Genomic DNA, 26100 nt, shown 5'->3' with positions numbered 1-26100 from the left:
GCTTTTTAATTAAAATACGGTAAAAAACTATTTTCATATTTGCGATAGCTTTTATTTTATAAAGATCAACTTAAAGCCTTTTTGGTGAAAAAGGAAATAATCAAACCTGGAATAGCCAAAGCAATGGCAAGGTAAATTAAACTCATGGGTGAGTACATTCCGAGCAACAGCCCCGCAGCAGAAGATGCGATCATAATGGATAAGTTGAATACAGAAGACTGCACTGATGTGGCAACGTCTTTGGCAGTATCTACCTGTCTACTTACAGCTGCCTGCAACAAGGTAACTAAGGGGCCAAAGGAAAGTCCCCACAAAAAGAAAGCAAAATACCCCATGCCTGTTGTTCTGCCGAACATTAGAAAAATAACCATGGAGATGATCAGCAAAGCAAACATCGAAATTGTAAGTAGTCTTAAGTGTTTATCGGTGTATTTTATGGCCAACAATACAGAAATTAAGGATCCTATCCCAAAAAACAATAAGGCACTTTCAACACCACCAACCAGCTGAATTTCATCAACAAGGCTTGTGATATACACATAAACACCATAATGTGCAACAACCCCAAGTAGGGTTAGCAGAAGAACAATTAAAACTGCCGGTATTTTTAAAAGTGCAAATGGTGAGGAACTTTTAGTAAGTTTCTCTCCCGGAATGGAGGGCAATGCAAAAAAACTGACTAAAGCGATACCAATAATAAAGACACCAAGTCCAATGAATTCTGTTCGCCAGCCATAATCATTACCAATGGAGGTCATTATTGGCATCCCAATACTAATTCCCAATGTAGTCCCTGCCATAATTACTGCGATAGCCTTCCCATGATCCTTTTCATCTACCAATCGCATCCCATATGCAGCAATCATTGGCCACATTACACCAGCACAAATTCCACCTATAACCCTAAGAATAATAATCGTCGTATAATCGTAAACAAGGCCAGCGATAATATTGGAGATAGCAAATCCACCAAGCAAAATCATCAACAAATATTTACGGTTGAATTGCATGGTCATTGAAATAAGAGGGATTGCAAAAATAGCAGAAGCTATGGCGTAGTAACCTACCAGATTGCCTGTTTGCACTTCGCTGATATTTAAATCGGCCATCATTAGAGGGAGAACACCCGAAGGCATCAACTCGGACAGTATTCCCACAAAAGTCACGGACGACATCAAAATCATAATCAGCCACGGAAAAATACTTTTAGTTTGTTCCGTGAAATTTTGTTTGCTCATATATTTATATTTTACACCTAATAAAAGTTGCCGTAGCTCTATAGTTTTTTGTACAATAACTAAAGAGGCCACGGCTACAATCTTTTTCTAATTCTTATGTTTTACTACTACTTATAGAAAAATAAATTTAGAGGCTCAACGGAATATCATATTCCATTTCTTTACGACGGAACAGGAAGTTACCATTACGTACAGAGGCCAATACATCTACTCTTTTGCGAATCGCCTCGTAAACAGAACTTTCATTAAGAACAATAAAGTTGGCTGATTTTCCTACTTCTAAACCATAACTGTCTTGAATGTTTAAACAACGAGCGCCATTATAGGTGATTAAATCAAAACTTGTTTTTATTTCTTCTGGAGACATTGTTTGAGCCAGGTGAATGCCATTGTCAAGAATATTCATCATATTTCCATTCCCCATTGGATACCATGGATCGTTTATTGAATCTTGAGCAAAAGCTATGTTTATGCCCGATTCGATGAATTCTTTCACTCTAGTTAAGCCACGACGTTTTGGGTAGGTGTCCTGGCGTCCTTGCAGATAAGCGTTTTCAGTAGGACAAGAAATAAAGTTCATCTTACTCTTTTGGAAAAGGTCCATCATTCTAAAAGCATATGAACTGTCTGCTGAACCAAAGGAACAGGTATGACTTGCCGTGGTTCTGGTACCATAATCTTCCATAAGGACCAGAGCATTTAACAACTCCACAAAACGGGAATGGGTATCATCTGTTTCATCACAGTGAACATCTATCATTTTGTCGTATTTCAACGCTAGATTAACTATGTCGTGAACAGATTTGTCTCCAAATTCTCTAGCGGGTTCGTAATGTGGAATTCCTCCTACAGCATCAGCTCCCATTTTAAGAGCTTCTTCCACTAAATCACGTCCACCCTTATACATGTACATGCCTTCTTGTGGAAAGGCTACGATTTGAATATCAACAGTGTCTTTCATTTCTTCCTTCATTTCCAACATCGCTTTCAATGCTGTAAAGTTTGGATCTGTAACATCTATATGTGTACGGATATGTTGTACGCCTTGGGAAACTTCATCTTTAATCCCCTTCATCGCCAATCTTTTTACACTTTCTATCGTCAATGTTTCTTTGAATTTTGGCCATAATTCAATAGCTTCAAACAAGGTGCCTGATCCAGCGCCTTCTTGACCAAGTTCAGATAAGGTATATACATAATCTAAATGCAAATGAGGATCTACGTAAGGAGGTAAAACAAGCTTGCCTCCAAGGTCAATTTCCTCCTCACATTTTGGCAAATTAGTTCCGATATGGGTAATTTTTCCATTCTCTACTATTATTTCGGTTGCTGTATCATTGCGATAAATTTTCGCATTAAAAAACTTTTTTTTCATTTCATACTAATTTTATGTTAACGCTGTTTATAACAAACTCGCTAACGATTCGTATTCCTAATCCAAGATTAGTTTCTATTAAGTAGCTAGGGATTGATATGGGCAATCTACCGCTATGACTTCTGCATTAACCTGAGAAATGACATAGACCTTATGATTCCAAAATGGATTTTATTTTTCGATAATCTGTATCCACAGATTTAAATATTATTTGTGAACAAATCCTGATTCTGGGAACGGAAAGTAACAATAACTCAATACTGGTACGAAAGAACCAAGCTATTTTTTAAAGTCGTGGATAAGTCAAAAACAAATGGAAATCATCTCCATATTTTAAAGCGAAGCGGTTGTTTTACGGAATTCCTAGACGAATACAGACCAGCTTTTACTGGGCCTTCTTATCGTCTATAGGTATATATGCCTATTCTATTTTGTCCGAAAACCAATTGGGACATGAAATTCATTTTCATATCCCTCATAGCTTCTCCGATGCTGATATTTAGAGCATCACTGCGTATTTAAAATAATTATTTTAAATATGCAGAATACATCCACACCAATTTTTCTTGTTCACTTATGTAATCGCTCATCAAGGCATTGGTTCCTTCGTCTGCTGCATCTGCGGATAGAATTAGAAGTTCTCGTTGTAGAGTGATAATAATTTTGAATGATTCTAGTGTGTTTTTCATATCCTGAATTCCGTCAGCCACCTCAGAACTTTCTTTGATTTTCGCCTCTTTTTGATAGATCGAAAATTTGTGGTTTGGGGTGTGCCCAAGTGTGCGAATTCGTTCTGCCACCTCATCAATTTTCACAAATAAATCTTCGTAAAGTTCTTGAAATTTGTCGTGTAGCTCGAAGAATTTATCTCCTTTTATGTTCCAATGATATCCTCTTACATTCTGATAAAAGATTGAATAATCTGCCAAGAGCTCATTGAGTTTTTCTGCTAGTACTTTGGATTTTTGTTCGTCCAAACCAATTGAATTTAATTTTGCCATTTTTTTGAGTTTTAAACGTTATTTCAAAATTTGTTAATTATCGGTTGAGGTCAACCAATATCTTTATTTCGGAAAGGTCATTGGTCAGCGCCTCATAACCCTTTTCTTCGATTTCGACCAATAAGATAATACTATTGATTAGTATTTCCACAGGCAACCTTCCACTCTTTATTAAAGCAATGACCACAGGGGAAATGTTGCGATTAGCAGCTGTTCCTATACGGGTCAATTCTCCTATTGCTTGATCTAAGGCATCGAACTGCTTTTATCGTTGCTATAAGTTTTTGTTTTGTAAATCTTCAAAGATTATAATTTCAAATAATATATTGTGATTATCAGGTATTTAACGCCCTGTATTCTTCCTTGCCCAAATAGAACCATTTTTGGTAGTGTGCTTTTCTAAATTTCCTTTTGCAACTAGCTCATTTAATTGTGCTTCACTTTCATTTCTTGGAGTTCCAGATAGTTCTGAAAACTCTTTTGCGGTGAGCGTAGGGTATATTGAGAAAAGCGTTTCCCAATTTTTACTGTATTCACTTTTCGTAATATTCGGATTCAATTTTAGAATGGCCATTTCGTAAAAAGCATAAGGTCTAGTGCCATAAACGATTTCTTTATTGCCAGATTCGTCTAAAAAGAATATGGTAGGGAATCCTCTTACGCCTAGTTCTTTTCCTAACTTTAAATCTTCTTCAAATAAATCTTTTGCACTACTATCAAAATCTATTTTTAACTTTTCGGTATTTAATCCTACTTTTTTAGCAGCAACTTCTAAATGTTCCCACTTTGCAATATTTTTCTTGTGTAGAAAAACTAATTCTTTAATTTCACGAAGAAACAGCAATGCTTTTTCATTGTCTTGCATTTGTGCTGCCTTAAATGCGATGGATGGTGGATAAGAAGAGTCTAGGGGGTCTTCTAGCCATAGATCTCCGTCAATGGGCATATCGTAATGCACACTAACTTCGTCCCAGTGTGAGGCTACGTCTGAAGGTTTACCAATGCCACCGCTATTGTAATTCCAATCTGGCAATAAGCCACCCATTCTATATTCTATTTCAATGGCATTTCCATATTCTAATTTAAGTTTACGCAATTGTGGTTCTATGCCCCAACACGAGGAACAAATAGGATCCGTATAATAAATTAATTTCACAGATTTTTTAGTTGATTGCTCATTGCTTTGAGTTACGGTATTAGATGTTTCATCAGTCGTTTCACACATTCCAGTTTCTATATCGCATAAAAGCGGATTGTTTTTAGATGTTTCGTTATTCATATTTTTTATTTTAATTATTTAATGTCTGCCAACATATTTTCTACTTCGTTCATTTCTAAATTCTTATCTGCCGACAGCTTATTTCAAATATACTAAAAATAAGTGTATATTTGATATGTATTTCCTTTTTGGAAGTACTTTCCAAAAGGAAACTACCCCTAGAGATTTTACACCTAGTTTGGTGTTTTCTAAAAAATGAAAACAATGAAAAAGAAAGCAGTAGTAAACGATACCCCTATTTGTCAAGTTAGGATGCAAGCTATCAGCGATACGATGAGCATTTTATCTGGAAAATGGAAATTCCATATTTTAGGTACGCTTATAGAAGGCAGCAAATTGGGATTTATGGATTTGTTGAGAGAAATAGACGGCATTGGCAGTAAAATGCTTTCTAAAGAACTTCAAGACTTGGAAATGAACCACTTGGTTAGCCGAACAGTAATGAATACAAAACCAATAACTGTTGAATATGCGATTACTGAATACGGGGCAACCCTTTCCCCACTAATTAATGAGTTGGCAAAGTGGGGTATTCAATATAGACAGTCAATTCACGGTTAAAAATAAGATTTAATTGTACCTATTTTTCGAGATGGTGCCACTCTTTAAGCTATAGCGCTTATTTGATTGAATTTGGTAATCGAGATTGAATACGTAAAACATTGGAGGGGGTACTATATGTGGTTCGGAAGTTTTTGGAGGAATAATTTAAACATCACAAATAAAATAAAAAATGCACAATTCTCTAAGTAATAAAGGAGTCATATCCAGATCAGATAGGCAGATTACATTATATTATAATTCCAGATCTCAAAGAGGAAAGCAAACCTTGGTATACGCCAAGACACATGGCCTTCCAATTGAGGAAATTGATATTTTAAAAACTCCGCTGACTGGCACTCAAATTACAGAGCTGGCAGATGGCTTGGGTATTGATATTAAAGAATTGGTCAATCAAAAACATTACAAATACAGAAGAAAATTTACTGTCCAATGTTTTTCTTCCGAAGATTGGATTACCGTGATACAAAACCATCCAGAAATAATGAAACAGCCTATAGCTTTGCGAGGTGACAGAACTATTTTCGTGGAAACTCCGACGGATATTATTCGGTTATGAGTCGATGTTTTGTGTGCAGTGTCTCAATTAGAACCTCATAGAAATAGTGGTTAAAGGATATTTAATAAATTAGGGAAACCTTGTTAAGGGGTATAAAAATACCATGATTCATAAAACATAGTGTTGATTCAAATTCAATGAAATCGGAATTGCGATTAAATAAATTGTTGATGCTACACCCGTATGATTGAAATAAAAACAAATTTCCTTGAGCTTATCGGGAATAAAAACTGGAGATTAGTAAAACTTTCCTTAAATGAGTTGGATGCTAACGATGTTGTCCGAGTCTTGCAAGATGCACAAAAACGTGAAAAGATCATTCTGTTCAGGCTACTTACAAGAGAACGGAAAAAAAAGGTGTTCAAGCTTCTTTCACCTTCCGATCAAATTGAGTTTGTCCGAGCCCTAGGCGGAAGGCCGCATAAAGTTGCGAACCTTCTTAACGATATAAAGCCCGACGACAGAACTACATTTTTTAAGGAGTTACCAAAGCATGTTGCCCAACCCCTGATTCAATTGTTATCGCCTGAAGAACGGGAGATTACTAACGTATTACTAAGTTATCCAAAAAATAGCGTTGGCCGATTGATGACCCCAGAATTTGTGGCTATCAAACCCGGTTTTTCGGTAGCCTCCTCCTTTGAGTACATCCGGAATAATGGACGGGATTCGGAGACCTTGAACGTAATCTTCATTGTTGACCATGCTGGAAAAATGATCGGTGATATACGAATAGGGGAGCTGCTTTTAGCAGCTCCACAACAATTTGTGGAAGAACTGATGGATTATCGTTTCGTTGTACTCAACGCAATGGACGATCAAGAGACGGCAGTAAAACTGTTTAAGAAATACGATAGGGTCGCATTGCCCGTCGTTAACAAGGAAGGGGTCTTGCTAGGTATAGTAACCTTTGATGATATTATGGATGTTGAGGAACAAGAATCTACTGAAGATTTCCATAAATTTGGATCTATTCAAAGCGCTATATCCGATCCCATAAAGGCAAAGATATTCGACTTGTACAAGAACCGAGTGGTTTGGCTGTTCGTTTTGGTCTTTATGAATGTCTTTTCAGGTGAAGCCATGTCTAATTTTGAAGATGTTATTCAATCCTACGTTCCGTTAGTTTTCTTTTTGCCCCTTTTGATCGATAGTGGAGGAAATGCGGGCTCCCAATCGGCAACCCTTATGATCCGTTATTTGGCGGTAGGGGGCGTTAAATTGAACGATTGGCATAAATTAGTCGGCAAAGAATTTATAGTATCCTTTTTTTTAGGGATCACTATGGCGATCGGTGTAGCTGCAGTTGCCAGTTTTAGGGCTCCGGAAATAGTCGTCGTTGTCGGTATATCAATGATCTTAATGGTCATGATTGGGAGCTTGATTGGTCTTCTTTTACCCTTTGTCTTTACGAAGTTAAATTTAGATCCTGCGACGGCCAGTGCGCCCTTGGTAACCTCTTTATCGGACATTTGTGGCGTGATAATCTACTTTTCCATTGCTGCATGGTTTTTTGGATTTTGAAAAACGAAAATAGGCTACAACTATCACATATATTCTATTTTTCCTATCCATTACTGCGTACCGTTTCAATAGCACTTAAACCACTTTGTATGGTATAGGCAGTGCCAACGGGAATGTTGTTATTGGAATACTTTTTGGCGTTAATCTTTCCATTGAAAAATTGAGTAGTATTTTTAAAAAAAACCGAACGTTCCAATTAGATTAAAATGGGTATTTTGGCTATAAACGCTAGTCTTATGTCCGCCATTTTCAAAAGCTATTTTTATTTTAGATTTATTCAGACTCTTCAAAACTGACCAATATCATAATAATTGGCATCATAGGGTACTAAATTGGAGTTCACCGATTAAATATGGGTACTATGTGGTATGTAATTCTGATTTCAATTTACCTTATTTCTTCGGGTCTTATCGTGATTACTGTATTGCTGCATGGAGCAAGACCATCTAAAACCCTAGCGTGGGTATTAGCTATATTTACGGTTCCCGTAGGCGGCATTCTTTTGTATTTGTTATTGGGAAGAAATAGGAGGAAGAACAAATTGCTCAAATTAAAAAAGCAAGCCTTTTTAAATCTGCCCCAACCTACAGCATATCACATGGATTCCTTAAAAGGGGAGTATCAAAAATTGATGAAACTTGTTTATAAGAATTCCTTTTTTCCTCCTACCGTAAATAACCGACTCCATCTGCTAAAAGATGGAAAAACTACTTTTGAGGCCATCTTTAGTGCCTTGGAAAATGCGGAAGAGCAGATACACCTTCAATACTATATTTTTGAGGAAGGGGAACTTGCCGATCGATTACTGGTACTTTTTCAAGAAAAAATAGCCAAAGGCGTTAAGATACGGATGATTTACGACGGAATCGGCAGTTTTTCATTGAGCAAGGCCTATCGAGAAAAATTATTGGCCGTGGGGGTAGAAGTGTATCCCTTTCTTCCCTTTAAATTTGGACGTTTCCTTTCTTCGCTTAATTATAGGAACCATCGAAAAATAATTGTGGTAGATGGAAAGCTTGCCTTTACGGGAGGTATCAACATATCGGATAAATATCTAAAAGGGGATTTGTCTTTGGGAAATTGGCACGATATGCATCTTAAGATACAAGGGGAAGCAGCAAGCCATTTGAATACTATTTTTGCGATGGACTGGTACCTTGTGAGTCAGAAAATGATAGATCCTTTGGTGGTTGCCAAGGCCGAAATTACAGAAACGGATAAGACCTTGGTACAAATTGTTTCCGGTGGCCCGGATGACGATTTCCCCTCTCTGGAACAGGCCTATTTTACCATTATCAATAAAGCAACAGACTATCTGTTTATTACCAATCCCTATATTATCCCGGGACAGGCAATTATGCAAGCCTTACAGACAACGGCACGAAGCGGGGTAGATGTACGCCTGATGGTATCGGAAAAGGTAGATAGCATAATTGTTGGTTGGTGTGTGCGTTCCTATTTTGAGTCGATGCTCAAATCTGGGATAAAGATCTATCTATTTCCAGAGGGGTTCCTTCACAGTAAGATAATCGTTAGCGACGATGCGGTGTCTACCATAGGGACCGCTAATCTGGACGATCGTAGCTTTGAACAGAACTATGAGGTAAATGCCATTATCTATGATCGGGAATTTGCAAGATTGCTCCGTAACGATTTTCTAAAAGATTCCAATATAAGCAGAATGCTTTCCTACCAAGAATATGTAAGTAGACCTTGGATGGAAAAGTTAAAGGAGGGATTTGGTAAGGTCTTTAGCTCGGTATTATAAGGTAGTAGTTTGCCAGCCTAATCGCTTGGCTCAGCGGTCCAGATTATAAAAAGTAGTTTTCGCAAGATTGGTCAGTACTTCCCGGTAATAGGAAACCTGATACTTATCCCTATTGGCTTTTCCGAAAATGGGATTTTAAATTCTTTTGAGCTATAGACTAGTAACTTCGTTCATCATGTTTTTTAAAATTTAAATTTCACTCCTAAATCCCTAAGCTATTTTTTTAGGTTTACATCCAATTCGGGTATTTTTAGTAATTGTAGTGTAGTTGATGCTAGGGTGACCTTCCCATATGTGGCCGAAACAGCTTGTGATATGTGGTAATACAAATTATTCTTTGTTACCCTCCTCAACTTGTAATCGGTGATATATCTTAGATTTATTGCTATCCAATTATCGGTTAAACGCAGGGCTAAGGTTGGTTCTAGTCTAGCATTTTCAATATAATAGTGGGCTACCATTTCCTCCCATTTTGCCAAAGAGTTTTCTGTATATTCCGAAAGCAATTTTGTAGCGGTATCCAACATTATTTTTTTAGCCAATTCCACATCGGAATCAAAGGTTATTAGGATATCCAATTCGTCCCAAACAAAGGGGAAATCCATGGAGTAGTTCTTTATGGGGCCTTTAAAGACAAAGGCATTACTTATTTTTACTATTCTACCAGAATAATTATCGCTGCTTACCCATTCGCCTATTTCCATCATAGTGGTGTAAATACTATCTATATCAATAACATCTCCCTTAATTCCATTGATCTCTATCCGGTCTCCAGGTTTGTAAACGCGAACAAAAAAGATATAAAAAGAACCTGCTATACTAAGGATAAGTTCTTGCAGGGTAAATGTAATCCCTGCGGTAAAAAGACCAATAACAACGGTATAGTTTTCTATGTTTTCTACCGTAAAGGAAATTAATATCAATAAACCGATTAGAAGATAACCAATTACCTCAACTCCTTTTTGGGCTTTATAGCGTATAGAGATATCGCTTATGCGCTTTTTTAAAAGCTTCCGTAAAAAACCTATTATCAGCACAATGAAGAGTACCCATAGTATAAGTTTTGTGATCTTAGAAACAATGGGATTATCAAAAAAGTCGAGTAGTTCAATCATATAGTTTGACTTATAATACCACAAAAAAAATATATAGTTTTGACAGTTTATTATTTAGACTTTGCTCAACTATTTTCCTTTTTTAAAATAATCCCGCACCAATGCTTTTACTTGATTTTCAGTCATACTATCAGATTTGATAACCGTTTTTAGTTTGGTAGCTAGTGGCTTATAATTATTTGTCAATTCTTTTTTGAACTTTTCGTTCGTATCTCCGGGACCAAAAAGTGCTATCGCATCCGCATCCTTTATGGCATTTGCCAGATGGTCGAAATACGTTTTCAACTGATGCTTTTCCCGTTCTAGAAATTTGCTGTCCTGAATTACATCTTGTGGGCCCCATTTAGCCGATTTTGTACCGGATCCGCCTGAGGGCCTATAAAATTCCAGATCAGACATAATAGTTTCAAATCCTTCCTGTTCGCCAGTGAGCCTCACAATGTGAGCTTTTTCCTTGTCCATCCAAATTCCAATATTTTTCATAGTTTTCTATTTTTTAGTGTAACGCTAAAATTGGAACGGTTGCATTATACCCTATTTCCTTGACCAAGGGCCTAGAAAATATGCTACCGAAGAAATAGTGTTTCCGATTAATGAAAGCGATCATATCGCTCTTCTTACTTTCTGCAAACGAGGTAATCCCATAGGAAATATCTTTTTCGCATATGGTATGGAAACTGTGGTCTACTGTCTCCAGGATCTCTTTTAATAAACGTTTGTTATTCTCTTGTTCTTCTGTTAAATCCATTTTTTTACTCACATAAATTACCCTGATGTGTGCTTGGTGTAGTTGGGCAATTTCCAGGAGGTAGTTCAATTCCTTTCTCTTGTAGGTAGACTTGTAATCTGTTGGGAAAACAATTTCCTTGGGTGAGGTATAACGCACGTTTTCCGGTATTGCCAAAACAGGGCACGCCCTTACTTTTTCCATAGTATTTACCGTATTGCTCCCAAAGATCACCCCTTTTGTGCCTGAGGCCCCTTGAGTACCCATAATCACTAAATCGATATCCTTATGGGCAATGGTCTGTTTTAATGCCTCCGATAAAAAATTAAACGAGGATATGGTATAATAGGAATGTTTATGGTTATCCTGATGAAGAGCTATCATCTCCAATAGCTTTGCGAATTCTTCCTCAGATTTCGCTTTTGCCTTTTCATATTCCGCACTCCCTGGTTCAGGAACCAATAGGCTGCTGGTCGTATAGCTATCCAGCCTAAAAACATTTAGAAAATAGAATTCACAGTGTAACTTTTTGTAGAGGTCCAAAGCATATCTTACCGCATTTAGAGCGTTTTTGGAAAAATCGGTAGGGACTAATATTCTTTTGTCCATGAGATCCTTTTTTTAGGAGTTACCTATGTAAATATAAAACAGTGCATTCAGGATTACTATGACAATGGTCAGTTGCCTTAAGTAAGCATAAGAAGTGGGACGAACTCTTATAATCCAATGGTATTGGTTGATAAATCGCGTGGAATATAGATCGAAAAGGGTTTTGAAGCCAATAATTTAGTGATATAGAAAAGTGCACTATAAGACTGGCTGCAAAAATAGGTAGCAATCATTTTATCCTTGAATGGACAACAGGGGAATTTTTGTAGTAAAGCTAACTTCCTCTACCGTGGTGTCCAAAAACAATTTATGTATGAGCCCATAATCTTTGGAAATCATGATGATAAGGTCTGCATTAGTGCTTTTCGCAAAGTGGTGAATTCCATTCTCGATTTTTTTGTTGACTACCCTGTGGAAACTAACAGGGTTAGGTATGGATTTAGACAACTTCTCCACCCATTGCTTTTGTAGTGTTTCTACCTCTTTAAATAGTGATATCCCCGACTTGGTTATATACACTAATTTCAGGTGTGTTTTTTGTGAACCTATCAATTGGCGGATTGTTTTAATGGTAGCTTCCACTAAGGGCGATTCAAAATCTACAGGGAAGATTACCTGTTTAAATCCGGAGTATTGGGCCTTATCTGGGATGATCAAAACATCACATGCTACCTTTGTAATTACATCCCCGGCATTACTCCCCATAAAGAACTCCTTTATTTCTGTAGCACCACGCGTTCCCATAACTATAAGTTCTATTTTCTTATCTAAGATATGTTTCCGTATTGCTTTCAGAAAAAAACCTTCTTCATTAAGCGTTGTAAATAGATGGTCCTGATTTTTGGAGAAAGCGGAGTTTATAAATTTCTCTAAATCTTTTAATTTCTCCTCTATCACTTTGGGTCTCTTCTCTACCAAGATGTTAGTACCCAAATTATAAACTGGTTTTTCCAAATAGTCCGATCCGTCTATATTAACATAGAGAAGATAAAAATGACACGGGGTCTCCTTAAACAGATCAAGCGCGTAGCGTATAGCGTTCTTGGAATTCTCGGAAAAATCTGTGGGAATTAATATTTTTTTCATTGGTCCTCCAATTGTTAGTTTCCATAAAAATAGATATCATAACCATTGAAATCTATGATTTTGGTCAGTACGTGAGAGGTTTGTTCCAGAAGAGAAACTAAATAAGGGGCACATGATCTGCGTCATAATAAATGAACTTTAAGGATTATACATTAGAAGGAACTCGAAAATGTATAATGATGAAACGGTTAATAATAGCAATGGCATTACCCTAGGCTGTAATGTGACAAGAACTTAAGGAAATAGATGAGATTTCGACTTTCAGCGAGAGCCTGGCCGCCGTAAGACAGGGCTAAAAATGGGGTTTTATCAATTAGGAAGGCACATTGGTGATCCCTTATCGCAAAGATGTTTATTGGAAACAAAATGCGGACACCTCAAAATCTGATATCTCTGGGGTACGTTATCTCTTGTTTAGTGAAGGCATGTGTATAGTTACCACTAAGGTTTAAGACGGAATTGCGTTATATGGATTTATGGATACCAAGGGCAAGGTCGTTATTGAACCTCATTTTTTAAATCAGTTGGCCTTGGTCAATTATTAAAAAGTGAAAAATGTTATTTAAATAATTGTAAAATGACTTTCCTCATGTCCTTAAAGCTCAATTTAATGTTATTTTGAATGATGACAATTTTCACAACTATGTGTTATTGGTTACTTGTAGTTGCAATTTTACTTTTGGGATCCTGTGATAGACCTCAGGAAAAAATATTTCCAAAAGAATCATCGCTAACAGAATCGGTATATGCTTCAGCGACTGTTCAACCAGATAGCTTATATAGGGTATATGCGGCTGTAGGCGGAATTTTGGAGCGAAATTTAGTGGAAGAGGGGGATTTGGTACAGCTAGGAACACCCTTATTGCAGATCATAAATATCGCCCCAAAACTCAATACAGAAAATGCTAAACTCTCTCTTCAATTGGCAGAGGATAATTATAGTGGCAGTGCTGCCCTATTAAAAGATTTAGAAGAGCAAATACAGGCGGCAACCTTAAATTTAAGAAATGATTCCATCAACTTTTTTCGACAAAATCGGTTATGGGAACAGCAGATCGGATCAAAGGTGGAGTTGGATAACCGACAGTTGGCCTATGAACTTTCCCAAAACAATCGCAACATTTTAGAAAGCAGGTATGCCCGTTCTAAGAAAGAATTGCAAACCCATGTGCAGCAGGCACGCAATAATTATGAATCGGCAAGGATAAACACCAAAGACTTTACCGTAAGCAGTAAGATTAATGGGAAAGTCTATGCCCTTTTTAAGGAGCCAGGAGAAATTGTAAGCACTATGGAACCCCTGGCAGCAGTGGGTAGCGCCTCGGTTTTTGTGATTGAACTGTTGGTAGATGAGGTAGATATTGTAAAACTATCCCTTGGTCAAGAAGCTCTTATCAGCTTGGATGCCTATCCCTTAGAGGTATTTACGGCAACGGTTAAGAAAATCTATCCCCGAAAGGATGAACGTTCGCAAACTTTTAAGATTGAAGCCGTTTTTAATGCCCCTCCCAAAACGTTGTATCCTGGCTTGGCGGGGGAGGGCAACATTATTATTGCGAAAAAGGAAAATGTCTTAACCATCCCCAGAGCCTATCTTATGGATGGCAATACCGTGAACACGCCCGATGGGGTGGTGGAGGTCTCGGTAGGGCTACAAAATTTAGATCGAGTAGAAATACTAGAAGGTGTCAACGAAAATACAGCACTTATAAAACCCGAGGAATGATCAATTGGAAAGTGATACTGAAAATTGCCAAGACCCACTTGCTGACCAAGATGAAATCTACGGTCACCGCTTCATTAGGAGTAACTTTTGGTATTGCAGCCTATATCACCCTGGTCAGTTTTATGACAGGACTCAATGAAATGTTAGATAACCTTATTTTAAATCAAACACCACACATTCACCTATACAACGAAATAAAACCAAGTGATGTGCAACCTGTGGCTCATTACGATCAGTTTAAAAACTCCATGAATGTGGTGCATTCCATAAAACCAAAACAAGGCCAGCAAAAAATTCATAATGCCCTTCCCATTTTGCATTATCTAAAGAAGGATGAACGGGTACTTGGGGCAACTCCCCAACTGCGTGCCCAGATTTTTTACCTCTCCGGTTCCATAGAGCTGGGTGGGAATTTGATTGGGGTTGATGTTATGGAGGAAACTCGACTTTCCAATATGCGAGATTATATTGTTGGAGGGAGTCCCGAAGCGCTTAAGAATACCGAAAACGGTATTTTATTGGGGTCTGGCCTAGCTTCAAAAATGTCGCTAACGGTGGGGGATAGGGTACAGATAAGTACAGTTCGGGGAGACGTTTTCCCTCTGAAAATAGTGGGTATCTATCAAAGTGGAATTGCCGATATAGACAATGTTCAAAGTTATGCCAATCTAAAGACGGTACAACGTATTTTAGGCGAACCCTTAAATTATATCACGGATATTAATGTAAAGCTATTTGATTTGGAAAAGGCACCCGCCATGGCTCAAAGTTTGGTGAGCCAGTTTAAGGTTACCGCCACGGATATCAATCAGGCCAATGCCCAATTTGAAACTGGTTCCAATATTAGAAACCTAATTACCTATGCCGTATCCATTACCCTTTTAGTAGTAGCAGGATTCGGAATTTATAATATTTTAAACATGCTCATTTATGAGAAAATGAAAGATATTGCCATTCTAAAGGCTACCGGATTTTCTGGTAGGGACGTGCAATTGATTTTTATGAGTCAAGCAATGATCATTGGAATTTTAGGTGGTCTATTGGGATTAATCTTAGGATACGTGCTTTCTGTAATGATAGATCGGGTACCCTTTGAGACCGAAGCATTACCTACCATAACCACTTATCCCATTAATTTCAATATTGCCTATTACGTCATAGGTATAACTTTTGCGTTACTGTCCACATTTATAGCGGGGTGGTTGCCCTCATACAAGGCAAAACATATTGACCCTGTGCGAATCATCCGCGGGACTTAATACAAGGAAGAATGAAGCTGGTTCTAGAAACTAAAAACATTGACAAACACTTTCACAAGCCCAAGGATTTTCATGTCCTCAAGGATATTTCATTAAAGGTGGGGCAGGGGGAGTTTGCTTCTATTATGGGGAAGTCTGGTTGTGGAAAATCCACTTTACTCTATATCCTCTCAACGATGGATACAGATTATACAGGAGAGCTCTATTTAAACGGGGAATTAATTACTGGGATGCCGCAGCAAGACCTTTCGCGCATCCGTAATAAACATATCGGTTTTGTATTCCAGTTTCATTATCTGTTATCGGAATTCAGTGTTTTGGAAAATGTAATGCTGCCCGCCAAGAAATTGGCCGAGAAGTCGCATGACGAAATAGAGCAAGATGCGATGGGAAAGCTTAGGATGCTGCACATAGAGCATTTGGCCCAACAAAAGGCATCTAGGATCTCTGGAGGCGAAAAGCAGCGTGTAGCCATCGCTAGGGCACTAATTAACAACCCTTCTATCCTAATGGGCGATGAACCTACTGGGAATTTAGATAGCCAAAACTCGGAAAATGTATTTGGTATTTTTAAACGTTTAAAAGAGGAGCATGGACTGTCGCTTTTAGTCGTAACCCATGACGAGGATTTTGCTAAGCGTACCGATAGAATAATTGAAATGGAGGATGGACGGATTTCTAGTTAATAGCTGAGGAGCCACTATTCTATTACGGGTTGGTGTCTAAAATAATGAGATAAAGTAGGATTCCCATCTTATACCCAACATAAAAATCCAAAAGTAGTTTTCTCCTGTGTTTTTATGAATGCCTATATGGGCATATAACCTCCCTAATATTACGATTTCTATAATTTGAAGTTTAATTTTTTGACAAACAAACGTATAAGATGTTAAAATTATGTTATATATTAGCTGTTGGGCAGTTAGGAAATAACGGACATTATAGTAATTGTTTTCTATATTTTCAAGTAAAATGTATCATGGTTATGAACCTGTAAGTTACCTATCAAGGATTCATTTTTATGAGTAATCAAGTAATATTGAAAATTGATATTGACTAGGATTACATCGATTAAATCATATAAAATGCGACTGAAAGCTCATTGTGAAAATTATGGATATCAATATAATTACAGGTAATGCCATTTGAAGAGAATATATCAGAAAGATTAATCGTTATAGAACTCTCAAATGGTAATGAGAAAGCATTTCGGAGTCTTTATGATACCTATAGTCCACGTGTTTATGCCTATAGTTTTAGTTTGTTAAAGTCCTCCGCTAATTCCAAGGAAATTGTTCAAGAAGTTTTTTTAAAAATTTGGTTGAACCGTGAAAACCTGGATCCCGATATGTCCTTTAAATCCTTTGTTTTTACAATTACAAAAAATCTTTCCTTTAACTTTCTAAAAAAAGTGGCAAATGATAATAATCTCCGGGAAGAGGTTTTTGTTTATAGACCTAAAAGCTGCAACCCTATAGAAAACCAAATATTGGATAAGGAATACGAAATAATGCGTAAAATGGCGATTGCCCAACTTTCTCCAGCACGTAGAAAAATTTTTATGATGTCGCGCGAAGAGGGAAAAAGTTATCAGGAGATAAGTTCTGAATTAAACATTTCCATCAGCACCGTAAAAAATCAAATGAGTAAATCCTTAGACTCCCTAAAAGCCTATTTAAAGGTGAATGGCAACCTTACCTTTTTTATCGTCCTAACCTCTTCTGCTATTTCCCGATTATTTTAAACGGACTCATTTTTACATTTTCATTTTAAGTACATTATTCTAGGGTTCATAAAACCTTGGTTAACACGGTGTATTGATGCATGTCCTTAATTTCTTTTTTAAAATAAAATGAAGATAGCATAGTACTTTATTCTTTTTGAATTGTATTACCTATATAGACTTGGTCTAATTGTTATAAATTAAATGACACACAATAAAGAAATAACGGAACTGCTTCAGAAATTTGCCTTGAACCAATGCAATGCAGAGGAAATAGAAAAATTGGTGGTCTATTTCCGAAAGGCGAGCAGTTCGGTTGATTTTCCCGAAGTTGAAGACTTACTTGCGAAATTGGAAAGTTTCGAGGAATTAGATACGGAATCGTCAAATCAGATATTCGAGGAAATTCTGGCCAAGAGAAAACGCAATGACATAAATAGTAAGGCGCACAATCTCAATAGAAAATCATTTTTAAAGTACGCTTCTGCCGCAGCGGTTATTATCGGAATCATAGCTATTTCATATTTTTTTAACTCTCCCTACAATTTTGGTGATGAAAAAAATATAAATGAAACTAGCGATACCTTCCAACATCGAGCCAATACATCGGAAGAGGTGATCTTACACTATCACAATGGAGATATGGAAATTATTTCGGAGGACGGAACTTCTGAAGTAGTGGATAATCAAGGAAATCATGTAGGCAGGCAAAATGGAAATCAACTTATTTATCATGGCAAAGTGTCTTCCCATGAATTGATTTATAACACCCTTACCGTACCCTATGGAAGAAAATTTGAATTAGTGTTATCTGATGGTACAAGAACGTATTTAAACGCTGGTACCACTATTAAATATCCAGTTAAATTTCTAGATGGACAAGAGCGAAAAGTGTTTGTACAGGGTGAAGCTTATTTTGAAGTGGCTCGAGATGTTGAGCATCCGTTCATAATTAATACCGATCATTTGGATATTCGCGTACTAGGCACAAAGTTCAATGTTTCCAATTACCCGGAGGATCTTATGACCGATGTTGTTTTAGTTGAGGGTTCGGTAAACCTCCAAGAGGCTACCGAGGAACTAAATACAGAATCCCTTCTATTGGAGCCTGGTCATAAGGGCAGTTTTGACAAAAAGGAAAGAAAGCTGGCCTCAAAAGAAGTGTCTACCAGTATTTACACCTCATGGATTGATGGGGAATTGGTATTTATAGATCTGAGCTTTGAAAGTATCCTTAAAAAATTGGAACGTAGTTATAACGTAACTATTGAAAATCAAAACAAAGACATAGCTCAAGAAAGGTTTAATGCCCGTTTCAGGAAGGCATCTTTAGAGACAGTATTAGATTACTTTAAAACAACCTATGGGCTAGACTATAAGTTCCAGGGAAATTCCATAATTATATATTAATCATAAACCCCCTATGCCTATGATGTAAGAAACAATTTTTAAGAGTATTTGAGTAATATAGCGAGGTATCTAGAATAAAAAAATCGGGAAATGTTCCAGCATCCCCCGATTGATATGGTATGGCTATAAAAAAATAACCAAGTTAAAAACACTACAAAAGTATGAAAAAACTTCTTAAGCCAAAAAGAAGATTTGATTCAGGAATCAAACTATCAATTAAAATGAAATTAAGTACACTAATTATGTTTATTGTCTTCTTTTCGATAAAGGCAAATACAACATATGCACAGCGTACCATTACCTTGGATTTAGATAATGTAACTGTTAAGACAGTACTAGACCACATCGAAAATAGTACAGATTATAGGTTCGTATATAAAATTAGGGAAGTAGATCTGCAACGGAAAGTTAATGTTAAGGTAAAAGATCAATTGGTGACGTCCGTTATTCAAGGGGTTTTTAAAAAATCAGAAACGAAATATAATGTAATTAATTTCCAGATCTTTCTTACAAGAAAGAATAGTACTAAACCAGTTGATGAAAAGGTTAAATCGGGAGGCGATCAACAACTAGAGGTAATGGGAACAGTTTTGGACGAAAGCGGATTACCGTTACCAGGAGCCAGCATTATAGAGAAAGGTACCAGTAACGGTACCCAAACCGATTTTGATGGTAATTTTAAAATTACTGTAGTTAATTCTAATGCAGTTTTGGTGATTTCTTATATCGGGTTTGCTCCCAAAGAAATACCTTATAGAGGCCAATCCCATCTTTCCGTTACACTTATAGAAAGTGCTTCAGGCCTAGATGAGGTGGTAGTTACCGCCTTAGGGATCAGCCGAGAAAAGAAAGGGCTTGGATATGCCATACAGGAAATTCAAGGAGATGATATGAACGAGGCAAGGGAGACAAATTTCGTCAATTCACTTGCCGGTAAAGTTGCGGGAGTAAGTATATCCTCTGCGGGTGGTGTGGGATCTTCATCTAGAATCGTGATCCGAGGTGAGAATTCCTTAAATTTTGGTGGAAACGATCCTTTATATGTTATAGATGGTGTACCCACGGGTAATGCTGGTACTTCCAATTCAACTAGCGCAGATTATGGGAACAGTTCTGCAGAGATCAATCCCGCAGACATAGAGTCGGTAACCGTGTTAAAGGGTGCCGCTGCAGCAGCTTTATATGGGTCACGTGCTGCTAATGGAGTTATTGTAGTTACTACAAAATCTGGCAAACGGAATACGGGGCTTGGTGTAAGTGTTACCACAGGTACTACCATGGAAAGTTTGCTCCGTTTTCCTAAATTTCAAAATGAGTTCGGTCAAGGACGTGATGGCAACTATAAGGGGTCTAATTTTGGTGCAAGTTTCTCTATTTATCCTGATGGAATTCGCGATAGCTATGATGAAAGCTGGGGACCACGGTTAAACGTAGGTACTTTAGAAAGGCAATTTCATTCTCCCACTCTAGGGGGTATGAGAGGAGGTGATGTGTCTAACCCCAATAGGGGCGAGATTATACCCACGCCATGGATCGCCTACCCCAATAATATGCGCGATTTTTTCCAAACTGGTACTACAATTTTCAATAACGTTGCCCTCGCGGGAGGCAATGATAAAGGAACGTTTAGGTTGTCCTATACCAATTTAGATCAAAAAGGGATCATCCCTAACAATAATTTAAAGAGAAACACTCTAGCTTTAAAGAGTAGTTATAAACTCACCGAAAAATTTAACGTAGATGCTACGGTGAATTATACCAACACTACAAGTACAAATAGACCTGAGACTGGATACGCGCGTACCTCCATAATGTACATGTTCAATTGGTCGGTCCGGAATATGGATATGAATGCACTTCGTGATTACTGGCAGAAAGGCTATGAGGGAAAACGTCAGTTTCAATATAATTACGGTGAAAACCATAATAACCCATTTTTCTACCAATATGAAAATACCAAGGGTCAGGACAAGCACCGTATTTTTGGTAACATAAGCCTTAATTATGAGTTTACAGACCACTTTTCAATGATGTTGAGAGGAGGAACCGATTTTTACAACGATTTCCGGCCTCAAAGATGGGCGGTAAGTACAGTTGGTTTTGAAAAAGGAAGGTATCAGGAAATCGCAATATTCAATGAAGAGCGCAATTATGACTTTCTACTGACGTATAAAAATAAAATCGGAAATGATTTTAATTTCAGCCTATCTGGGGGAGGCAATCAATTGCGGCTAAAGGGTAGAAATAGTCGTATAATTGCACCTGAACTTTCAGAACCTGGACTTTATGCCTTCGAAAATAGTGCCTCCAATCTAGTAGCCAATTCTGGTAAGTTTGAAAAGAGTTTAAATAGTTTGTACGCTTTTGCATATTTAGATTTTAAAAGCACCTATTATTTAGATATTACTGCAAGGAACGATTGGTCCAGTACACTTCCTTCAGCAAACAACTCTTATTTTTATCCGTCTGTTTCTTTTAGTGCCCTATTAAATAATACCATCAAAATGCCCGATTGGGTAACACTTGCCAAAATTAGGCTGGGAGCTGCACAAGTAGGTAATGATACAGGTGTCGCTACCTTAGTGGATTATTACGAATTTAGGCGACCATGGGATGGCACTTTGACCATGGTCAGCGGTGGAAATTTATCTAAATTTAACGTAAAACCAGAAAGTATAACCACCTATGAAATAGGTGCGGATATTCGATTTTTCCAAAATCGACTAAGTTTAGATTTGACCTATTACGACACGCGATCTAAAAACCATATCATGGGTATTCCTTTGCCCGCTTCAACAAGTTATGGGTCTAGAGTTATCAATGCAGGGGAAATTCAGAACAAGGGTACCGAAATTATGTTAAATGCCACCCCAATCAAAATTAAGGATAGTTTTCAATGGGATCTTACATTGAACTGGTCCAATAATGAAGGAAAGGTTCTGCAACTTGCAGAAGGCATTACCACCATTACACAGACTGCACCGGGAGAAGATGCTTCCATACAAGCTAGGATAGGGGAAAGAATGGGTGCTATTTGGGGGCCAGGATATCAAAGGGTAGAAAGTGGTCCTATGGCAGGGGAAATTATTATAGGCAATGGTGGAACGGCACAAATAACAACGGAAGACATTTATCTAGGTAATTTCAATCCAGATTGGATGGGGAGTATCAACAATATATTTACCTATAAGAATATAAGCCTTGCAGGATTAATCGATGTAAAATGGGGAGGTGAATTCGTTTCTAGGTTCTATAATAAAGGTATAGGTGCCGGCCAGTTGATCGAAAGTGCCGAAGGTCGTAGCGCAAGGCCAGTAGGACAGGAGTATAAAGCGCTTTATTACATTCCTGGTGCGGCTCTGGTTAACGGGGAATACGTCCAAAACTCAACAAGCGATGATGGAACTTTTAGCGAAGGGGTTTATGGTATAGACGTGCGGGGCTTTTATAAGGGTCGAATGGACCATATAAGTGAGGCCCAATTAATTGATGCCACCTACATAAAACTAAGGGAGCTTAAGTTGGGGTATAAATTTTCAAATGATATCTTCAATGGTCTTTTTAAAGATGTAAATCTATCCTTAGTGGGTAGAAATCTGGCTTTATGGACCCCCAAAAGTAACGTGCATTTTGACCCCGAGGTTGCCGTAGCAACTACAGGAGGTGGTTTAATTCCAGGGTTTGAGAATATGAGCCTTCCTTCCACCAAAAGTATAGGCGTCAATCTAAACATGAAATTTTAACCATTCTATAAAAATGATTATGAAAAATATATTTTCAAAATTGATATTGGGTCTATGTGCCTTGATGTTGGTTGTTTCCTGCACTAAGGACTTTGTTGAAATCAATACTAATACAGATGCCACTTCCAATTTACCAGATCCTGGTCTTTTGTTGCCTAATATTATCAGAACCACTTCCCATAGAAGTTGGAAGAATTCATTTGATAGGTTTGCGGTTGTCGCTGATCAAATAGCCAATCAATTTTCGAGCACATATGGAAATTGGACGCGGAGTGATACAGACCGATTTTTTTGGAACAATTACGACCAAATAAAGGAGCTCGACAAAATGATTAATGCTGCTGAAAATAAGGGCTTTAATAATTACAAGGGTATTGGTTTGGTACTTCGTGCCTGGATCTTTCAAGGAATAACCGATAATTTTGGACCTATCCCTTATAGCGAAGCGGGTAAAGCTGCGATTGACATTAATTTTCCCAAATACGATTCACAAGAAGCCGTTTATTCAGGAATATTAGCAGAGCTTGAAATGGCCAACGAATTGCTAGGCAGCACCACAGAAATAATTACCGGTGATATTCTTTATAATGGGGATATCAGTGGATGGAAGAAGTTTGCCAACGGCCTGCGTTTACGGATCTTAATGAGACAATCCGGAAGGGTAGATCCGAGCCCTGAAATGCGGAAAATAATAGGAAATCCTACGGTCTATCCTTTATTTACTTCATTTTTAGATCAAGCGGCTCTTCAATATTTGACCGAATTTGAGAATGAACATCCCTCATTTCGGGGTAATGTAAGCGATTGGGCCTCATCTACTAGACTCTCAGTAACTATGGAAAAGGTGTTGAAGGACCTTAACGATCCTCGATTGGCGGTTTTTGCAATGCCAACCCCAGCTTCTGCTGGTACAGCTACACCACAATATGGTGGAGTTCCCAACGGCATTAAGGATATACAGCAATGGAATGGAGGTTCGGTAAATCATTCAGCGGTGGGGCTCTTATGGGCGCCAAAACAATTCGCACCTAACCTTGCTTCCGAAAATGCAGCACAAAGTATATTAATGTCCTATTCAGAGTTACAGTTCATTTTGGCCGAGGCTAGGGAGAGAGGTTTTATAACTACCGGTAATGCCGAAACGTATTATCAAAATGGTATTAGGGGACAGTTTGAATATTATGCTTCCCGTATCCCGGAAAATTTTGAATTGCCGACGGCTGCTCAGGTAATTCCACCTGAGACCTATTATACACAGGTTAATGTGGCCTATACTGGCTCCTTGGAGGATAAATTGAATAAAATTTATATTCAGAAATGGCTTTCCTTGTTTTTAAATGGGGGAGAAGCCTGGTCTCATTGGAGAAGGACTGGAGTGCCTGAAATAGTTGCAGGCCCTAATAATGAAGGTTATGTTCCAGTAAGGTACGTTTACCCAGCAGACGAACAGCGCTTAAATGAACAGAATTATAATGAAGCGCTAGTATTGCTTGGAGGACCAGATAACCTTATTACCAAAGTGTGGTGGGACGTCAACTAATTTAGATATTATTAAAAATTTTAAAACATATACTATGAAAAAAATAGAAATTAAACCTAGTTATACCTCCTTTGTAATTGTGCTTTTAACTGTATTCACACTTCTATTTTCTTGTGACGATAATTTGCAGGAAGATGAAATGGATATTGTTAATCCTTATGTAATTAGTTATAATCCCGTATCTGGTGTTGATGGTGTTTCCCTTAGTAGTAATCTTGTTATTACCTTCGACGATATTGTTTTTAAAGGACAAGGTAAAATTACCATTACCACTAATGATGAATCTGGCAAACAGGTAATAGATGTTAATGATCCTAATGTAACCTTGAATAATGTGAATAGGGTAATGACTATTAATCCACGGGATTTTTTATCAGGAAGAAATTATCAGGTTGTTCTTGATAAGGGCTTTGTTGTAGACAAGGCTGGTAATAAATATTTTGGAATGCCAGATAATGAGAAATGGACCTTCATCTCTGGAGGTAACCCAGGAGACTTGGATGCTCCGGAGCTTGTATCTTTAACCCCAATGGATGATGATACCGAAGCAAGGATATTTGCAATGGAACTTACATTCAATGAAGATGTTAAGACCGTAACCGGTAATTTTTTAGTCTATGATGGAGATACCCATGACGTAGTTCACACCATAGATGCTGAAGGACCAGCAATATCGGTCAATGGAAAGGTCATAAAAATCTCCTATCCAACTCCGCTTGGCTTCGGTAAAAATTACTATGTAAAGTTTGAATCTGGTGTTATTAGCGATTTGTCCGGGAATCCATTTGTTGGTATAGCTGATAATACCTCTTTCAATTTCACAACACTAAACGGAAGTGCCTCTGAATTGGTAGTGCACCTTCCTTTTGACACGGATCTTTCCGATATCAGTGGCAATAAATTTGACGCCGTTTTAGGGCCAACGGCAAGTTCTGAAGTTACCTTTGAAAACGACGCGACTAGGGGGCAAGTGGCCCGATTTAATGCTGGTTCATACGCCCAATTACCGGTACACCCATTGTTAAGGTCCGTTTCCACAACGGATGATTTTAGTGTAAACCTTTGGGTAAAGCTTGCAGGTACTGATTCCGATCCTGTTATAATTGGGAATAAGAGTTGGGCCAGTGGTGGAAACCCTGGATGGTTGTTGTGTACAGATGATGGTCATGAATATGCCCCTGGAAATGGTACAGATCATGGTTGGATTGCAGTTATAGCAGATGATCCCAAAAATGATAATAGAATGGACTGGAGAGCGGCTGCCATGAATCCACAGGCTCCTGCATTGGCTGATGATATTTGGCATATGGTTACTATGGTCTTCGATAGGACAAACGGAAAATTATCCATGTATCTAGATGGCGTAGAGTTTTCTAATTCTACTATAGCTTCTTCCTTTAATTTGAATACCCTTCCTGGACCATTATATGATGTGACAAATGATTACCCAATAACCATTTGGGAAGACGGCACGGGTGGCTATAACGCTAGTGATGTTAGAAGGGCGGCCATGACTGGGCTTATGGATGATTTAAGAATTTATAATAAGGTGTTGACCCTAGCCGAAATCAATAATTTGTTTATTGATTAAAACTGAACCAGTTTACAAATGTTATTCAATCATTTAAATTAAATTTGAGTTAGTTAGTTTATTAGTAGGAATCTAGTGCCCTGTCAACAACAGGGCGCTAGTTTTTTTGGATCATGACTATTTGTTGTGTTATGCCAAATTGTTGTAAACCTTTGAAGAATAAATTTCACTATTTCCACTCATCTTAATTAGGGAATGGAGCAAATGCTAAAAAAGGTTGCCAACACACCAAAACCAACATCTTAGACTTATAAAAACAAGAATAA

The 26100-nt window shown here is 37.7% G+C and carries 22 protein-coding genes; 12 read left to right on the top strand and 10 right to left on the bottom strand.

From position 1 onward, the window contains the following. Positions 1-65 precede the first annotated feature (65 nt). From KCTC52924_RS17880 to KCTC52924_RS17860, 5 genes are all read right to left on the bottom strand, one after another. Complete coding sequence (locus tag KCTC52924_RS17880; RefSeq protein ID WP_251807728.1) at positions 66-1238, bottom strand: MFS transporter; 1173 nt, start codon at positions 1236-1238, stop codon at positions 66-68. Between the two features lie 127 nt (positions 1239-1365). Further along, entirely contained in the window at positions 1366-2613 is a 1248-nt protein-coding gene (locus tag KCTC52924_RS17875; protein ID WP_251807727.1) for an amidohydrolase family protein, read from the bottom strand. A gap of 527 nt (positions 2614-3140) precedes the next feature. After that, a complete protein-coding gene (locus KCTC52924_RS17870; RefSeq protein WP_251807726.1) occupies positions 3141-3614 on the bottom strand; it encodes a Dps family protein in 474 nt (157 codons plus the stop codon). 37 nt (positions 3615-3651) lie between these two features. Further along, positions 3652-3843: a hypothetical protein gene (locus KCTC52924_RS17865; RefSeq protein ID WP_251807725.1), complete on the bottom strand. Its 192-nt coding sequence runs from the start codon at positions 3841-3843 to the stop codon at positions 3652-3654. A gap of 114 nt (positions 3844-3957) precedes the next feature. Further along, positions 3958-4893: a ClpXP adapter SpxH family protein gene (locus KCTC52924_RS17860; protein WP_251807724.1), complete on the bottom strand. Its 936-nt coding sequence runs from the start codon at positions 4891-4893 to the stop codon at positions 3958-3960. 204 nt (positions 4894-5097) lie between these two features. Here KCTC52924_RS17860 and KCTC52924_RS17855 point away from each other — a divergent pair, with 204 nt between their 5' ends. The 3 genes from KCTC52924_RS17855 (at position 5098) to mgtE (ending at position 7537) form a co-directional block, all read left to right on the top strand. Beyond that, entirely contained in the window at positions 5098-5454 is a 357-nt protein-coding gene (locus KCTC52924_RS17855; protein WP_251807723.1) for a helix-turn-helix domain-containing protein, read from the top strand. Positions 5455-5626: 172 nt separating this feature from the next. Continuing rightward, positions 5627-6013 (top strand): arsenate reductase family protein, encoded by a 387-nt coding sequence (locus tag KCTC52924_RS17850; RefSeq protein ID WP_251807722.1) that lies wholly within the window; start codon positions 5627-5629, stop codon positions 6011-6013. Between the two features lie 183 nt (positions 6014-6196). Then, entirely contained in the window at positions 6197-7537 is a 1341-nt protein-coding gene (mgtE, locus tag KCTC52924_RS17845) for a magnesium transporter (protein ID WP_251807721.1), read from the top strand. Between the two features lie 43 nt (positions 7538-7580). Here the strand turns inward: mgtE and KCTC52924_RS17840 are convergent, their stop codons facing one another. After that, complete coding sequence (locus KCTC52924_RS17840) at positions 7581-7733, bottom strand: hypothetical protein (RefSeq protein WP_251807720.1); 153 nt, start codon at positions 7731-7733, stop codon at positions 7581-7583. A gap of 165 nt (positions 7734-7898) precedes the next feature. On the opposite strand from KCTC52924_RS17840, the gene cls reads away from it, so the two are divergent. Beyond that, entirely contained in the window at positions 7899-9305 is a 1407-nt protein-coding gene (gene cls, locus KCTC52924_RS17835; protein ID WP_251807719.1) for a cardiolipin synthase, read from the top strand. 215 nt (positions 9306-9520) lie between these two features. Here cls and KCTC52924_RS17830 read toward each other — a convergent pair whose 3' ends face one another. The 4 genes from KCTC52924_RS17830 to KCTC52924_RS17815 all read right to left on the bottom strand — a co-directional run bounded on the left by KCTC52924_RS17830 (position 9521) and on the right by KCTC52924_RS17815 (position 12842). Next, on the bottom strand, positions 9521-10420 hold the full coding sequence (locus KCTC52924_RS17830; RefSeq protein WP_251807718.1) for a mechanosensitive ion channel domain-containing protein: 900 nt from the start codon (positions 10418-10420) through the stop codon (positions 9521-9523). A gap of 69 nt (positions 10421-10489) precedes the next feature. Next, positions 10490-10903, bottom strand: coding sequence for a hypothetical protein (locus KCTC52924_RS17825; RefSeq protein WP_251807717.1), 414 nt, complete (start codon positions 10901-10903; stop codon positions 10490-10492). A gap of 13 nt (positions 10904-10916) precedes the next feature. Next, positions 10917-11756 (bottom strand): universal stress protein, encoded by an 840-nt coding sequence (locus KCTC52924_RS17820; RefSeq protein ID WP_251807716.1) that lies wholly within the window; start codon positions 11754-11756, stop codon positions 10917-10919. Between the two features lie 234 nt (positions 11757-11990). Further along, on the bottom strand, positions 11991-12842 hold the full coding sequence (locus KCTC52924_RS17815) for a universal stress protein (RefSeq protein WP_251807715.1): 852 nt from the start codon (positions 12840-12842) through the stop codon (positions 11991-11993). A 622-nt stretch (positions 12843-13464) separates the two neighbouring features. Between KCTC52924_RS17815 and KCTC52924_RS17810 the strand changes: the two genes are divergently transcribed. The 8 genes from KCTC52924_RS17810 (at position 13465) to KCTC52924_RS17775 (ending at position 25834) form a co-directional block, all read left to right on the top strand. Further along, positions 13465-14568, top strand: a complete 1104-nt coding sequence (locus KCTC52924_RS17810; protein WP_251807714.1) for an efflux RND transporter periplasmic adaptor subunit — start codon at positions 13465-13467, stop codon at positions 14566-14568. Beyond that, positions 14565-15827 (top strand): FtsX-like permease family protein, encoded by a 1263-nt coding sequence (locus KCTC52924_RS17805; protein ID WP_251807713.1) that lies wholly within the window; start codon positions 14565-14567, stop codon positions 15825-15827. Before KCTC52924_RS17810 ends, KCTC52924_RS17805 begins: the two co-directional genes overlap by 4 nt. An 11-nt stretch (positions 15828-15838) precedes the next feature. After that, the gene (locus KCTC52924_RS17800) at positions 15839-16513 is read left to right on the top strand and encodes an ABC transporter ATP-binding protein (RefSeq protein ID WP_251807712.1); all 675 of its coding nucleotides are present in this window, start codon (positions 15839-15841) and stop codon (positions 16511-16513) included. Positions 16514-16965: 452 nt separating this feature from the next. Beyond that, entirely contained in the window at positions 16966-17571 is a 606-nt protein-coding gene (locus tag KCTC52924_RS17795) for an RNA polymerase sigma factor (protein ID WP_251807711.1), read from the top strand. 183 nt (positions 17572-17754) lie between these two features. Beyond that, positions 17755-18960 (top strand): FecR family protein, encoded by a 1206-nt coding sequence (locus KCTC52924_RS17790; protein WP_251807710.1) that lies wholly within the window; start codon positions 17755-17757, stop codon positions 18958-18960. A 221-nt stretch (positions 18961-19181) separates the two neighbouring features. Beyond that, positions 19182-22703: a SusC/RagA family TonB-linked outer membrane protein gene (locus tag KCTC52924_RS17785; RefSeq protein WP_251807709.1), complete on the top strand. Its 3522-nt coding sequence runs from the start codon at positions 19182-19184 to the stop codon at positions 22701-22703. A 19-nt stretch (positions 22704-22722) separates the two neighbouring features. Next, positions 22723-24243, top strand: a complete 1521-nt coding sequence (locus KCTC52924_RS17780; RefSeq protein ID WP_251807708.1) for a SusD/RagB family nutrient-binding outer membrane lipoprotein — start codon at positions 22723-22725, stop codon at positions 24241-24243. Between the two features lie 34 nt (positions 24244-24277). Then, the gene (locus KCTC52924_RS17775; protein ID WP_251807707.1) at positions 24278-25834 is read left to right on the top strand and encodes an Ig-like domain-containing protein; all 1557 of its coding nucleotides are present in this window, start codon (positions 24278-24280) and stop codon (positions 25832-25834) included. The last annotated feature ends 266 nt before the right edge of the window (positions 25835-26100 follow it).

The sequence above is a fragment of the Arenibacter antarcticus genome, assembly GCF_041320605.1.
Lineage (GTDB): Bacteria > Bacteroidota > Bacteroidia > Flavobacteriales > Flavobacteriaceae > Arenibacter > Arenibacter antarcticus.
This window is presented reverse-complemented; position numbering and strand designations above follow the sequence as displayed.

What these genes read in the sequence shown, in the direction of transcription:
- KCTC52924_RS17880 (WP_251807728.1), bottom strand. Translation starts at nt 1,238, where the DNA reads ATGAGCAAACAAAATTTCACGGAACAAACTAAAAGTATTTTTCCGTGG.
- KCTC52924_RS17875 (WP_251807727.1), bottom strand. Translation starts at nt 2,613, where the DNA reads ATGAAAAAAAAGTTTTTTAATGCGAAAATTTATCGCAATGATACAGCA.
- KCTC52924_RS17870 (WP_251807726.1), bottom strand. Translation starts at nt 3,614, where the DNA reads ATGGCAAAATTAAATTCAATTGGTTTGGACGAACAAAAATCCAAAGTA.
- KCTC52924_RS17860 (WP_251807724.1), bottom strand. Translation starts at nt 4,893, where the DNA reads ATGAATAACGAAACATCTAAAAACAATCCGCTTTTATGCGATATAGAA.
- KCTC52924_RS17855 (WP_251807723.1), top strand. Translation starts at nt 5,098, where the DNA reads ATGAAAAAGAAAGCAGTAGTAAACGATACCCCTATTTGTCAAGTTAGG.
- KCTC52924_RS17850 (WP_251807722.1), top strand. Translation starts at nt 5,627, where the DNA reads ATGCACAATTCTCTAAGTAATAAAGGAGTCATATCCAGATCAGATAGG.
- mgtE (WP_251807721.1), top strand. Translation starts at nt 6,197, where the DNA reads ATGATTGAAATAAAAACAAATTTCCTTGAGCTTATCGGGAATAAAAAC.
- cls (WP_251807719.1), top strand. Translation starts at nt 7,899, where the DNA reads ATGTGGTATGTAATTCTGATTTCAATTTACCTTATTTCTTCGGGTCTT.
- KCTC52924_RS17830 (WP_251807718.1), bottom strand. Translation starts at nt 10,420, where the DNA reads ATGATTGAACTACTCGACTTTTTTGATAATCCCATTGTTTCTAAGATC.
- KCTC52924_RS17825 (WP_251807717.1), bottom strand. Translation starts at nt 10,903, where the DNA reads ATGAAAAATATTGGAATTTGGATGGACAAGGAAAAAGCTCACATTGTG.
- KCTC52924_RS17820 (WP_251807716.1), bottom strand. Translation starts at nt 11,756, where the DNA reads ATGGACAAAAGAATATTAGTCCCTACCGATTTTTCCAAAAACGCTCTA.
- KCTC52924_RS17815 (WP_251807715.1), bottom strand. Translation starts at nt 12,842, where the DNA reads ATGAAAAAAATATTAATTCCCACAGATTTTTCCGAGAATTCCAAGAAC.
- KCTC52924_RS17810 (WP_251807714.1), top strand. Translation starts at nt 13,465, where the DNA reads ATGATGACAATTTTCACAACTATGTGTTATTGGTTACTTGTAGTTGCA.
- KCTC52924_RS17805 (WP_251807713.1), top strand. Translation starts at nt 14,565, where the DNA reads ATGATCAATTGGAAAGTGATACTGAAAATTGCCAAGACCCACTTGCTG.
- KCTC52924_RS17800 (WP_251807712.1), top strand. Translation starts at nt 15,839, where the DNA reads ATGAAGCTGGTTCTAGAAACTAAAAACATTGACAAACACTTTCACAAG.
- KCTC52924_RS17795 (WP_251807711.1), top strand. Translation starts at nt 16,966, where the DNA reads ATGCCATTTGAAGAGAATATATCAGAAAGATTAATCGTTATAGAACTC.
- KCTC52924_RS17790 (WP_251807710.1), top strand. Translation starts at nt 17,755, where the DNA reads ATGACACACAATAAAGAAATAACGGAACTGCTTCAGAAATTTGCCTTG.
- KCTC52924_RS17785 (WP_251807709.1), top strand. Translation starts at nt 19,182, where the DNA reads ATGAAATTAAGTACACTAATTATGTTTATTGTCTTCTTTTCGATAAAG.
- KCTC52924_RS17780 (WP_251807708.1), top strand. Translation starts at nt 22,723, where the DNA reads ATGAAAAATATATTTTCAAAATTGATATTGGGTCTATGTGCCTTGATG.
- KCTC52924_RS17775 (WP_251807707.1), top strand. Translation starts at nt 24,278, where the DNA reads ATGAAAAAAATAGAAATTAAACCTAGTTATACCTCCTTTGTAATTGTG.